A 12,280-nucleotide genomic window follows, 5' to 3' on the forward strand; every position below is an offset into this window, starting at 1 on the left:
GGTCGGGGGCCGGGGGTCGGGGGCCGGGGGTCGGGGGCCGGTGTAGGGGTACCCCTTGCGGGTGCCCTGGCGGGTGCATACACGGAAGAAGCGGCGATGCCCTTGCCTCCCCGCTCGCATGGGCACGGCGCTGCTTCTGCGGCACCGACGACCCTGATCGACATGGTATACTTGCATGCATCCCACATGCGGGAACGTGAGTTCTCCTGCGATCAACGCCCCGGACTGGCGCGTACATTCGGGGCACCACCTCGAAGCGCACAAATTGGAGCAACCGACCGCGCAGCATGTGGTGGCCTGATGGGATCGCAGTGTCGTTGATCGGTGAGTACCATGCGCATAGGCCGCGACACGCATCCGATGGAAGGAGCATACGTATGACCACTGCACAAGATCTTGTCAACGCGCAGCTCTATGCGAGCGAGGATGCGGTCATCGAAGACGCGCTGCGTCATCTGCTTCGGGCGCGGCCCGATCTGCGCGTCAACCTGGCAATCTATCGCTATCAGCACGAAGACATCTCACTGGCCCAGGCTGCTATGCTGGCAGGGGTGAGCTGGCCCCAAATGAGCGAGATACTGGTTGCACGTGGCATACCTCTGCGCATCGGCCCCGCGTCACTCGACGAAGCCAGGGCGGAGGTAGAATCACTACGCCAGGCACTCCAATGAAGATCCTCAGTAATACAACCGTACTCTCGAACTTCGCCCGCATTCAGCAGCTTACGCTCCTCCACCGACTTTTTGGGACACTGTACCTGCCGACCGAGGTCTTCGCCGAGATCCAGGCAGCTCAGATCGAAGGCTACTCTTTCTTTGAGGGGATCGAGCAACAGGTGGTGCCATTCGTTGCCGACGGCTGGCTCCATCTCGTCACGATGACCGAGCAGGAGTTGCGTCAGTTTGGCGCGATGCAAGCAGGTCTCCATCGCGGCGAGCGGGCGTGCCTGGCGATTGCAACACAGCGAAGCTGGCTCCTGCTCACCGATGATCGTGCTGCTCGTGCGCAAGCACAGCGCCAGAAGATTGCCATCTCCGGCACCATTGGATGCCTCACCCTGAGTGTTGAGCGGAAGATCGCCACGCTCGATCAAGCCAATGGCTGGCTGGCGGCGATGATTGCCCAGGGTTACCATGCCCCGCTGACCGATCTATCGGCGCTCATTCAGCCTGAACGCTGAAGAGAACTGCCCCTGAGGAAGCTTCCCTGCGGCCCATGGAAGACCCCTCGCTCCGCTCGGGGTGACAGGGCGGGCGCAGCGGGGGGCCAGGGCGGGCGCAGCGGGGGGCCAGGCCAGCCATGTCATTCCGAACGGAGTGAGGAATCTTCCCTGCGGCCCATGGAAGACCCCTCGCTCCGCTCGGGGTGACAGGGCGGGCGCAGCGGGGTGACACGGCGAGTGCAGCGGGAGGCAATGCCAGCCATGTCATTCCGAACGCAGTGAGGAATCTTCCCTGCGGCCCATGGAAGCCCCCTCGCTGCGCTCGGGGTGACAGGGCGGGCGCAGTGGGGTGACACGGCGGGCGCAGCGGGGGGCCAGGGCGGGCGCAGCGGGGTGACACGGCGGGCGCAGCACGGAAGAAGCGGCGATGCCCTTGCCTCCCCGCTCGCATGGGCACGGCGCTGCTACGGGCTGTTCGCATCGTGCTCAGTTGACCCCGTGGCCGCCCGCGCCTGGGCTTTGCGCCATCCTCCCAGCAGGCGCCCGATTTCATCAAGCATGCGAGCAGCATGCTCATGTTGCGCCGCCGTAATCAGGTTCAGGTCGCGCCCCTGGCGCACCAGCAACCGCAACTCGTGGAGCGCCTCATCAGCCGCTTGCAACGCCTGGCGTTTGTCCCGTCGGCGTGCTGCTGCGACCAGTTCCCGTTGCAACCGCAACGCCGCTTCTTGGGTCGCTTTGCCCAGCGCCGCCCGATAATGGCGGGGATAGCGCACCGTGGCGGGCATGATCCAGAGGATCAGATCGTGACATCGCGCAAAAAGTGGTGAATCAGCCATGCGCTTGTACCTTTGGAATCAGCTGGCGCAACACCGCCTTGCGCAAGCCCGTCGTACTGCCATGTTGCGTCTGCCCTACCCAGCCATGCACCGTTGCCCCGAGCCGCTCCAGATCAATCTCGCCCGCGCCATAGGCACGTAGCCGCATACGGTACCGCCGAAAGAAGCGTACCACATTGCGTCGTCGCAGTCGCCGCCGTGCGGGCGTGATCGTCCAGCCCACAAACGGAAAGCCCGCCGCCACCACCACCGGCTGCGCCCGACCTGCATGCAGCGTCAGCCGCAACGTCGCCAACTGCGTCACCAGCGCCGCACGCCACGCCTGCAACGTCGCCTTGTCATCGGCAAAGAGCAAGAGATCATCGCAGTAACGCAGATAGCCCCGACAGCCAAGCGTCTGCTTGATGAAGAGATCAAGGGGATGCAAGTAGACATTGGCAAAAAACTGACTGGTCAGATTGCCAATTGGCAACCCACGTGGCCGCGCCAGCGCAAAAAGATCATCACCCGGAAAGAGCACCGGCGTATACGCTTCCGCCAGCACATCACGCCCACCCGCCAGGATCTGATCAATCAGCATCATGACACGCTGATCGCCAATATGGCGTGCCAGGATCTGACGCAGCACGGCGTGATCGATGGAAGGAAAGAACTCGCGCACATCCACCGGCAAGACATACCGATAGCGCCGCGCAAAATGCTGTGCCCGATTGAGCGCCGCCAGCGTGCCTTTGCCCCGGCGACACGCATAGCTATCGTGGATAAACCGGCGCTCGAAGATCGGCTCAATCACCCGACAGAGCGCATGATGAACAATGCGATCCTCAAACGGGGCCGCCGAAATAATGCGGCGCTTCCACTCACGCACGACAAACGTACGGTACCCACCGGGCTGATAGTGTCCCGCCGCAAGCTTCTCTTGCAAGCGCAGCAACCGCGTCTCGGCCTCAAACTCAAACGCCGCCACCGCCGGACGCCGGCGCTTCTTGCGACGCGCCGCCCGATACGCCTGCCACAAGTTTTCAAAACTGATCACGTGTGGCCAGAGATTGCGCACCCGTTTTGGCATCCCCACCTCCCCGTCTGGGCACGGCGCTGCTGCGCCCTGCCGCCGTGGACATATGGCACGATCCGCGGGATGGAAGGAAGTAGGGGCGCAGCAGCCCACACGCCCCCCCATCAACCACACCGCCCGCCGCATAGCTGCTGCGCCCTGCCGCCTGGGGAGGGGGTAGGCATGGTGCCCCCCCACAAAAAAATCGCGGATGTGGCGGGGGCAAACCCTTGACACCATCCTCGCCCCAGAAGGAAACAGCAATGCAGCATACAGAATTCAGTATTCAGAATTCAGGACATTCGTGCGAACAAGGGGGGCCGCCACCACCCGGTGAAGTAGGCCGCTGGCGAGGTCTCGTGCTTGAGCCTTTTCCATCGGCCCCTTCCCGAACCGTGCTTGCACCTTTCAATGCACACGGCTCTCCAGTAACTCATTCCGTTGAACGTCGCTGCGTTGGCTTACCTGCGTGGATCGCAGTATGGCACGCTCGGCAGACGATCAGGGTTTTCCGTTGACGTGCTGCCATGCGGCGTACCCACTCCGGTCTTGGTTGACCGTCCCGCGTTTTGAGGTCAGCGAGTTTGCGAATGTGATGGACTTCGATCTGATCGCGTGACCCACACAGCTCACATTCATCCGCTCGAAGCCGTTGAAGCAACTCTGAGCGTCTGCTGTATGCTTGTGGGGGACGGTCATTGAGCACTGCCTGAGGATGTCGTGTTAGCGATATACCACCAAATCGAGCCACCAGTGGTGCTTTTCCTTCACGCTCAATCCGCACTTCGATGCATTTCAGCATGGTTCCGGTGCGCGGATCTTCGGTGGTGGCCGCATATTTCCGTAGTTCGTGCATCACCGTGGTTTGATGTTTGGCTGCCAGGGTTTTCAGCAGCGACCCACGCATGACCCACTGAAGTTTCCCCAGCCAGGCCACGTTATGCGCCAATAGGTAGTATTGTACTACGCCACGATACTCTTGCTGGTAGTGGGCTACGATGCTGTAGTCGCTATCTTGCAGCAGTTCCGTGCGATGGATTGGTTTTCCGCCCGCACCGTACCGGGCGCATTTCGCCTCTACAATCTTTGCCGGCACACCGAGCCTGATCTTCCCGTTCAGCGACCGTCGCCGGTGCTGATCGAGATGGTCGTTCACATTGTAGGTAGAGATGCTGTAGCCGAGGAACTGGGCCTCCTGGGTACTTGCGTGGGTAATGAGGGTTTTCTCGTCGGAGAGTGCAAGCCCCAGATACGAGGTAATCCATGCTTTGATGGCCTGTTTGATGGTCTCGGCTTCGGTTCGTGGGCCGACAAATCCGAGCAGGAAGTCATCGGCATAGCGGATGTAACGGAGCCGCCGATAGTCCGGATTTGTTGGATCCATCGTCGGCAGTCTACGGCGTTGTTGTATGATGGCTTTGACCCCAGCCGTTTGGCCCTTGCGCCGCATCCGGCTGAGTTGATCCGTGAGCGCGCTATAGCCTGGATGTCTTCGCTGCCTAGTTCCTCGTGTGTAGGCTGGCAGTAGCGTCGTTTCGACCCACTGGTCGAACTGATGCAGATAGAGATTGGCGAGGAGGGGAGAAATGACGCCCCCTTGCGGTGTGCCGCTGAGGGTGCGATGGTAGCGCCAATCTTCTAGGTATCCTGCTGCAAGCAGTCCGCCGATCAACCGAATGACCCGTTCATCGTGGATATCGCGTCGGAGGATGGTCAGCAGTGTCTCATGCGATATCGTGTCGAAGTAGCTGGTAATGTCGCCTTCGATAAACCACCGTGTCCCTTTCCACGTCCGTTCGACCGTCTGTAGGGCGGTATGGCAGCCGCGGTGAGGACGAAACCCGTGAGAATGGTCGGAGAATTGTGGTTCGTAGTAGGCTTCAAGGATGCTCCGGAGGACTTCCTGGAGCAGTTTGTCTGACCAAGATGGGATGCCTAAAGGACGCCGTTTCCCGTTGGCCTTGGGGATATAGGTGCGGCGCACGGGCTTCCATCGGTAGCGTTCGGAGCGGAGAGCTGTAATAATCCGCTCGATTTTCGCCAAAGACATCCCATCCACGGTTTCTGTGGTGCTTCCTCGGGTCATTGCGCCGTCATTGCTATAAAGCCGCGCGTAGGCCCGAAGATAGAGGTCAGGATTGAACAGCAGGCGATAGACGCGCTCCAGCGGTAATCCGCGCTGGCCGCGTTCCCGGATGACTGTAAGAATGGTCTCGGCGTTTCGCATCGCGCGTACCTAACCTTTACTTCGCAGTCGAGTTACCTCTGCCCCTTCGCCGTGTAGACGGCTTTCCCGTCTGCTGACTACTATGGGCAGTCCGTTGCCATAGAGGTCGCCCTCCGTAGGCAATCCCGTCATCCGTCAGATGCATACGTCGCGAGCGTCCCGTAGGCCCCCTACACATCCCTTTCTTCACGCCCTTTGCGTGCTCTTTCCGTGCCAGGAAGGGTATCGGCGGCGGTTTTCGTACCGCTGATAGACACGGACATCGGTTTTCAGTCGCTTACCGATGGGCGAACCACTACACCAAGTCGGGATTAGGGTTCAGGCAGTCTAGCTTTAGCCATAGGACGCGGGACTTGCGGCACGTCAGCCCATTGCGACTAGGACTTTATCCGCTTTCCCAAGATGCTATTTTCCCCTTTGTGTTTCCACGCCAGGTGGCTTGGGTGTCCCTGGTATTTCCCTCCTCATACCAGCTTCATGTAGAAGCGATATGCATCTGCGTTCAACGGCGCACAAAACCCTGGTTGTTGTTCCTGTTGTTGGGATGGTTCCTGTTCCGCGCCCCGCAGCGAACATCTGTGCTATTTCCGTAGTACGCATGACCGCGCAACGGCACATCAAAATCATCAACTGGAAAGTCTTTTTCCTCCTGGGCGGCCTCGCCTGGATAGGCCTTGGAACGACTGCTCGCCCACTCCCAGACGTTGCCCACCATATCAAGGGCCCCGCACGCCGCCGCCCCAGCCGGGCAGAGGCCCACTGGGGCCGGGGCGTTGCATTGCCAGACGTCATACACTGCTTGCTCCGGGGTTGGCGCGGCATCCCCCCACGGATAGGCGCGTCGCTGCCTTTGCGCATCATACGCGGCGGCCACTTCCCAGGCCGCCTCGGTCGGCAGGCGCAATCCATAGCCTGCCGGCAGCACGTCAGCCAGCCGCTCGCTCAGCCACGCGCAAAAGGCCGTCGCCTCATACCACGTCACCCCGATCACCGGCTGATTGGCCCCATTGTACTGCTCATTATCCCACCCCCACGGCTGCTGATGCTTGTTCCGCTGCTTCCACTGCCAGCCCTCCGACGTCCACCAGCGTTCCGCCTCGTCACTGTAGCCCTCAGCAACAAACGCCTCGTACTGCGCAACCGTCACGGGGTACCGGGCGATCCAGAATGGGGCCAGTTCATGCGCCACCGCCGCTGCATCGTCAGCCCACCCGCCAATCTGGTAGTGGCCCCCGGGCACAAAGCGCCAGTAGTGATCACCATGCGCCGTCAGCACGGTCGTGCGCTGCGCCAGGCTCGCCTGCCACGCCGCCAGTTTCACGGGGCAACGTGGGTCGCCCAGCTCGCCCAGCACGCGCCCAACGATCAGGCGGTCACTCGGCGGCACGGTCGCGGTCGGGGCGTTGAGCAAGGCCACGATGGCCTGCCGCAGCGGGCGCTCGATGTCAGCATCGAGATCAAGGTGATAACTGGCGGCAAAGGCCACCCGGCCACCCATGCCCTGATAGGTGAGCGCCGCCAGCCGCGTATCCTGGTGCCGTTGCACCTCCGGTTTCGCCTGCCCCCCACGCCCGGCGGCCCAGAGCTGTTTCAACCAAAGAAAGCCATCTTTGGGGGCTTTACCCTGGGCCGCTAAGCGCCCGGCCAGCAGCACCAGCACCTTGCGCCAGCGCTCGCGATCCTCGCTCTGCCACACCGCGTACGCCAGATCACTCATCGCCTCCTGATCAGCCAGATAGCAGGCCGCCAGATACTCTTGAAACGACAGGTGCGGAAAGGCAAAGGCGTCGTCCCCCCGCGCCAGCAGCAAGCCCGCCTCTTCCGCCAGCACCGCTTTGAACGTCTTGTAGGTCGCCAGCGGCTCGGCCACCCCGAGCCGGTCAAAGAACTTGACCAGCCGCCCCTGCAGCAGGTCGTCGCTGATGATGCCGCGCCCCTCCTCGCCCCGTCCATCGCGGTGTGCCTCGTATGCCAACTGGTGCAACGGATCGCGCAGGCGGGCCAGGGTCAACCCCGGGGGCTGACCCAGACGCTCAAGCAACCCGGGTCGTTTCAACCCCGGCTGGCGCACCGGTTCCCAGCGGTCGAGCAGCAAGAGCACACACTGCTCATACAGTTCCACTTCGTCGTCGGGCACCTGGTCGTGGTCGTGCAGCAATGTCAACATCGTCAGCAGCAACGGCGAACGCACCAACGGGCTCAGGGCCGGGCGCGCAGCCAGGTGGTCAAGCAGCGTCGCGGCGGTCTGGTCGGCGGCGGCGGCGGTCAGATCAGGATCGAGGGCCGTCAGCGCACGAAACCAGGCCTGCACAAACGTCTGCACCTGGCCGAACGCCAGCGGGCGGATCGTCCGCACCTGCCAGCCCTCGTCAGGCGGCAACTGCCACGTCGTCGCACTCTGATAGGGCAAGACCCGGCTCGTCACCACGATCCGCGCCTGCGTCCGCATCGCCAGGCGCTGCACCGCCTGCGCAACCAGGCTGCGCGGGCTGGCCGTCTCAAAGGGTTTCACCAAATTACACGACGACGGACAGATAATGACACGGTTACAGGTACAAAGCGAGCAACACCGGGATCGCTTGCGTGAAACTCGCCAGGCGTTCCTTCCAGGCCACGCCGAGTTGGAACAAGCTGTACTTCCAACTCCGCGCCGGGCCGTCATCAACCAGCTTGCGATAGCCCCGTTTGACCACCCAGCGGCCCACGGCCACAAACCACAGGTAGGCGATCACCAGCGGCAGCAGCAAGCGGGCAAAGCGCTGACGATCCTCAAGCCCACTGCGATCCAGGTGAAAGCCCCCGCTCTGCCAGTCGCGAAAGACCGTCTCAATCCACATCCGCCGCTTGCCCAGACGGTAGGTGCGTCCGTTCGCCGGCAGGTTGGTCATCACCGCACGCACCAGGATCTTCCCATCTGGGTCTTTGTCCCACCACGCGATCACGTTGACCGGGCCGTGTCCGTCTTCTGTCAGATAGACCTCGTTCAGGTAGACCACCTCGGTTTGCCCGGCCATCCGGCTTTCCAACGACGTGGCCTTGCCATCGCGCGTGTCGGCCACCAGCGTCCGTCCGGTCACGCCCAACAGGGCATCATGGCCGAGCCCGCGAACCCACGCAAACAGCGCCTGACTGCGGAATTCACTATCTCCGTGGATGCTCACCCGCACGCCCGGGGGCAAGAGGGCCAAGGCGTCCCGCAAGACCGTTTGCTGGTCTTCCAAGCCGCTTGGACCACGGTGATCGAGCGCCATCCAGGTCAGCGGGATCGACCGGCGGCGGAAGCCGACACTGACCACGAGGATATTGTGGCGGTTTTGGATCAGCACACGATCAATCAGGATGTGCACGCGTTGACCTTTGAGCCCCTGCAAGGCTCGCCGCACGATGGGATGGTAATGAGTCTCCTGGGTCATCCGGTCGTTATCCAGGAAGCGCCGCAACCGTTGCTCTTTGGCGGACTGGGTCGTATCCACGGGCATGGCTCGTGCGATACGTCCGAGTTGGGCGGCCACACACTGTGATACCGCCACGACAATGAGCGCCAGGGTTGTCAGTTGACTGGTCAAGGCGTCCACAAGCTGATCCGTCATCTGTTGATGAATGCTATCATAGAGGGGTGAGGTGGGCATAGATTCCTCCGCTGGGCTGATGCGTGTTGGCACGCGTGATCTTCCCAGTATACGGCATCCTGCTCACCTCCGTTTATCTAGTGAAACCCTTTGAAGGCTGGCCGTCCCCCCCTCTGCCGACAGCTCATCGAGGCCATCGCAGAGCAGGATCACCCCCTCGCGCCGCAGCGCCTCGCTCAGGGCCTCGCGCAGGCCCGCGCTGAGGCCCTGCGGCCCATCGAGGATCGCGCCAAGGGTCTGCCAGAGCGCCGCATCGGGCGTGCTCGCGTGGGCCAGGTGCTCAGCGACCTGCGCAAGCGGCACCAGAATCGGCACCGGCGTCGCGTCGTCGGCCCACCCCGCGAGGCGCTGCCGCACCCCGCAGGCCCGCTGCGCCAGCAACGCGGCGAGATAGCGCAGCACCGTACTCTTGCCCGAGCCTGGCTCGCCGAGCAGCACCAGCCGCCGCTGCCGCGCCAGCGCCTCCAGCGCCAACTCGGCCCGCGTCAAGGTCACGTCAACCTCGGTTGGCTCAGGCAGGTCAAGCCCCCCGGCCAACTCCAACCCCGCCCGCCCGCGCTGCGCGGCCCCCACCAGCGCGTCCGTCCGGCCATCCGGCCCCGTCACCGCCACCGCGATCACCCGCTCGGGGGCCACCGCCTCAGGTGAGCGTGGGGTCTGTTCGAGCCGCTCGAGCAACCGGCGCACCCGACCAACCGTCGCCCGCGTGCGCAGCCGCACCACCGGCGGGCCATCGGTGGTCAAGCTGGTATAGACCGCCTGCAAGCGCAACTCCGGCACAGCCGGCTGCTCCCGTCCGGTCTGGCGCTGCCCGGCAATGCGCTGCAAGCGCATCGTGCTACACTCGTTCGCAACGTAGACGAGGTAATCGGTCAGCAACGCCTGGGCACGCCCCGGCGGATGCGGCCCATAGAAACAAAGAATGGTCTGCTGGGTCGCCACGAAGGCAGCGCCCCCAGCGTGGATCGTGCCGATCTGCTGGGCGTGTTTATCGCCAGCGATCACATCGCCCGTCGTCACCCCGCCCTGCACGGTCGTGTTGGCCCCCAGACTGACGCCACCCACCTGCCCTGACTGATCCACCGGCGCGGGTGGTGGCGCCGGGGCAGGCGGGGGTTCGCCCGCAAGGGTTGCGAGCTCAGCTCGTACCCGGTCACGTTTGGCTTCCTGGCGCAGCCGCACGGGGGAGCCGGGGGCCAGCGCCGCAATCAGTTCATCAAGCTCCGCCAGTTCAGCCCGCAGGTCGTCGATACGCTGGGTCATCAGAAATGCTCCTGGAGGGAAGGGTTCCGCCACGTGCCGTCATGATCCACGAAGCCGCCGGATCCGAGGTGTCGCAGCCCGACAGACGCCAAGACGCAAAGGCATAAAGGCTTCAGAAAGAGCTTTTGAGCATGACCGTGGGAGTGCCGACTTCAGTCGGCCTCAGCCGACTGAAGTCGGCACTCCCACTACGTAGGGCGCAAACTGCCACGTGCCTACGAACCTTGCCCAAAGGCAGAAAGACGCAACAAACGCAACGCTGATCCCGCAAACCTTCGCGCCTTCGCGCCTTCGCGCCTTCGCGTCAAACACCCTTCGCGCCTTGGCGTCAAACAAAGCGCCTTCGTGGCCTGATCCTGGGCCTACCCCTCGGGCGGCGCAGCGGCGGGCGGGCGGGCCCCCTCGACCAGCGTGCGCAGCGCGTCGAACACCTCGACGGAGAGTAAGACCGCCGTCGGTTTGCCCTTCTGCGTGATCACCACGGGGCGCTGCTGCTGCGCCGAGCGCCGGATCATCGCCGCCAACGAACTGGCCGCTTGGGAAACGGGAAGCACACCATGCTGGAGGTCGATGTCAAACATGTGTCGGGTGGAAACGGGCATCGGGTTGGTTCCTTTCGTGCGGTTGGGTGGCCGGGGGCCTGAGAGGACAACGGCATGCATGCATGTGGCGTCATCCTACCACAACCTCGCATCCGTTGCCAAACAAACAGGGGCAAAGGGAGCAACAAATCCGCTGCTGTGCGTGTGAGCTAATTCAGTGCGGTAGCACAAAGGTTGGCGCAACGGCGCAATGCTCCGCATGCAGCTCCCTCAAACCGTTGCACCTCAGTGGCATTGCGTCAAACAACCCATCTTCATCCGGCTACCGATTCGTCGGTAGACGAGGGTAAAGCCCAAAAGCTTTACGCTTGGGTTGCTTGCTGCACGGTCTTCGAGCTTATGCCGTATCTGAGCAAGGAATGGTACAATAGCAGTGCAACGCCAGGGAACGAAGAGGGGGTGAGCCATGACCAGGAATACGGTCTCGATCCAGGTGCCCGAGGAGATCTACCAGCGTCTGGAGCGCCTAGCCAGCCTGACCAAGCGCCCCCTGGAGACCCTGGTGGCGCAGACGCTGAGTGCTGGCCTGCCGCCGCTGCCGGATGATCTCCCCCCAACGATGCGTGATGCCCTCCAGGCCCTGGAACAGGTTGAGGCGCGGGTGTTGGAGCAGGTGATGCGCGAGCGGATGCCTGAGCCAGAGGTTCAACAGTTTGAAGCCCTGCGCGAGCGACAACGAGCCGGGAGCCTTACGCCATTGGAAAGCCAAGCCCTCGCGACACTGCAGCACGACGCTGACCTGCGCACGCTACGCAAAGCGTATGCCGCCGTACTCCTGAAGCTACGCGGTCAACCCGTTCCCTCCCTGACGGACCTGGAAGCATAGCCATGGCTCCCGCCTATCTCTCGGTCGAGTTGCGTCGTCTTGTTCGTGCCGATGCGGGTGCCCGCTGCGGGTACTGTCACACACCTGAAGCATTAATTGGCATGCCGATGGAGTATGATCACCTGTACCCTGAGCGTAGCCACCGCACACGGACTATTTGGCTTTCCGTAGCCGCACATAGACCACTTTCGCCCCAGGTTCGCCGCGTGCGGCAACGTCCACCAGATCGGAAAACTGCGTGCGGATCAACTCGCCGAGCTTCTTGAACCCGTAGCGGCGGGGATCGAAATCCGGCTTGATCTTCGTGATATAGGAACCGATCCCCGCTAAGGTACTCCAGCCCTCCTCGTCGCTTGGCACATTCGCCAAGGCGTCGCGGAGCAACTGTGCAGCATCGTTGGTCACCGGTTGTCCCTCAGCAACCGGCTTTGGGAGGGTCACGGGTACCGGTACCGGCGCGTCTGGTGGGGGCAGGGGCGCGCCCTTGGCCGCACTGGTGCCTTTGCTCTTCACCAACGTCGTCATGTCCGAAACTTCAACCGGCACCTCCTGCGTTTCGAGCAATTCCACCGTGATAAACTTATGGCAGACCTTCCGAAAAGCTTGCGGGGTACGCTCATCACCAAAGCCATAGACCAGCACGCCTTCTTCGCGCAACCGCATCGCCAGCCCGGTAAA

General features: G+C 62.7%; 11 protein-coding genes. 3 read left to right on the forward strand and 8 right to left on the reverse strand.

Translation table 11 applies throughout. The annotated features are described in order from the left end of the window. Nucleotides 1-377 precede the first annotated feature (377 nt). Nucleotides 378-671: a UPF0175 family protein gene (locus EKD05_RS23905; RefSeq protein ID WP_165360936.1), complete on the forward strand. Its 294-nt coding sequence runs from the start codon at nt 378-380 to the stop codon at nt 669-671. Beyond that, nucleotides 668-1,180, forward strand: a complete 513-nt coding sequence (locus EKD05_RS23910; RefSeq protein WP_129677888.1) for a hypothetical protein — start codon at nt 668-670, stop codon at nt 1,178-1,180. Before EKD05_RS23905 ends, EKD05_RS23910 begins: the two co-directional genes overlap by 4 nt. A gap of 446 nt (nt 1,181-1,626) precedes the next feature. Here EKD05_RS23910 and avd read toward each other — a convergent pair whose 3' ends face one another. The 7 genes from avd to EKD05_RS23945 form a co-directional block, all read right to left on the reverse strand. Then, on the reverse strand, nt 1,627-2,001 hold the full coding sequence (avd, locus tag EKD05_RS23915; RefSeq protein WP_129677890.1) for a diversity-generating retroelement protein Avd: 375 nt from the start codon (nt 1,999-2,001) through the stop codon (nt 1,627-1,629). After that, nucleotides 1,994-3,070, reverse strand: coding sequence for a reverse transcriptase/maturase family protein (locus EKD05_RS23920; RefSeq protein ID WP_165360937.1), 1,077 nt, complete (start codon nt 3,068-3,070; stop codon nt 1,994-1,996). Before EKD05_RS23920 ends, avd begins: the two co-directional genes overlap by 8 nt. A gap of 418 nt (nt 3,071-3,488) precedes the next feature. Further along, nucleotides 3,489-5,282, reverse strand: a complete 1,794-nt coding sequence (locus tag EKD05_RS23925) for a reverse transcriptase/maturase family protein (RefSeq protein WP_129677894.1) — start codon at nt 5,280-5,282, stop codon at nt 3,489-3,491. A 502-nt stretch (nt 5,283-5,784) separates the two neighbouring features. Next, nucleotides 5,785-7,794: an SUMF1/EgtB/PvdO family nonheme iron enzyme gene (locus EKD05_RS23930; protein ID WP_165360938.1), complete on the reverse strand. Its 2,010-nt coding sequence runs from the start codon at nt 7,792-7,794 to the stop codon at nt 5,785-5,787. Nucleotides 7,795-7,828: 34 nt separating this feature from the next. Beyond that, nucleotides 7,829-8,911, reverse strand: a complete 1,083-nt coding sequence (locus EKD05_RS23935; protein ID WP_129677898.1) for a transposase — start codon at nt 8,909-8,911, stop codon at nt 7,829-7,831. Nucleotides 8,912-8,974: 63 nt separating this feature from the next. Further along, nucleotides 8,975-10,174: an AAA family ATPase gene (locus EKD05_RS23940; protein WP_129677900.1), complete on the reverse strand. Its 1,200-nt coding sequence runs from the start codon at nt 10,172-10,174 to the stop codon at nt 8,975-8,977. A 362-nt stretch (nt 10,175-10,536) separates the two neighbouring features. Next, on the reverse strand, nt 10,537-10,776 hold the full coding sequence (locus EKD05_RS23945) for a type II toxin-antitoxin system Phd/YefM family antitoxin (RefSeq protein ID WP_129677902.1): 240 nt from the start codon (nt 10,774-10,776) through the stop codon (nt 10,537-10,539). 406 nt (nt 10,777-11,182) lie between these two features. Here EKD05_RS23945 and EKD05_RS23950 point away from each other — a divergent pair, with 406 nt between their 5' ends. Beyond that, complete coding sequence (locus tag EKD05_RS23950; protein ID WP_129677904.1) at nt 11,183-11,602, forward strand: hypothetical protein; 420 nt, start codon at nt 11,183-11,185, stop codon at nt 11,600-11,602. Nucleotides 11,603-11,755: 153 nt separating this feature from the next. Here the strand turns inward: EKD05_RS23950 and EKD05_RS23955 are convergent. Continuing rightward, the coding region (locus EKD05_RS23955) for an NYN domain-containing protein (RefSeq protein WP_205704072.1) at nt 11,756-12,280 on the reverse strand (525 nt) is incomplete at its 5' end.

The organism is Candidatus Chloroploca sp. Khr17, assembly GCF_004138165.1.
In the GTDB taxonomy this organism is placed as follows: domain Bacteria; phylum Chloroflexota; class Chloroflexia; order Chloroflexales; family Chloroflexaceae; genus Chloroploca.

Coding starts and splice junctions, on each gene's coding strand:
- EKD05_RS23905 (WP_165360936.1), top strand. CDS start 378: ATGACCACTGCACAAGATCTTGTCAACGCGCAGCTCTATGCGAGCGAG.
- EKD05_RS23910 (WP_129677888.1), top strand. CDS start 668: ATGAAGATCCTCAGTAATACAACCGTACTCTCGAACTTCGCCCGCATT.
- avd (WP_129677890.1), bottom strand. CDS start 2,001: ATGGCTGATTCACCACTTTTTGCGCGATGTCACGATCTGATCCTCTGG.
- EKD05_RS23920 (WP_165360937.1), bottom strand. CDS start 3,070: ATGCCAAAACGGGTGCGCAATCTCTGGCCACACGTGATCAGTTTTGAA.
- EKD05_RS23925 (WP_129677894.1), bottom strand. CDS start 5,282: ATGCGAAACGCCGAGACCATTCTTACAGTCATCCGGGAACGCGGCCAG.
- EKD05_RS23935 (WP_129677898.1), bottom strand. CDS start 8,911: ATGCCCACCTCACCCCTCTATGATAGCATTCATCAACAGATGACGGAT.
- EKD05_RS23940 (WP_129677900.1), bottom strand. CDS start 10,174: ATGACCCAGCGTATCGACGACCTGCGGGCTGAACTGGCGGAGCTTGAT.
- EKD05_RS23945 (WP_129677902.1), bottom strand. CDS start 10,776: ATGCCCGTTTCCACCCGACACATGTTTGACATCGACCTCCAGCATGGT.
- EKD05_RS23950 (WP_129677904.1), top strand. CDS start 11,183: ATGACCAGGAATACGGTCTCGATCCAGGTGCCCGAGGAGATCTACCAG.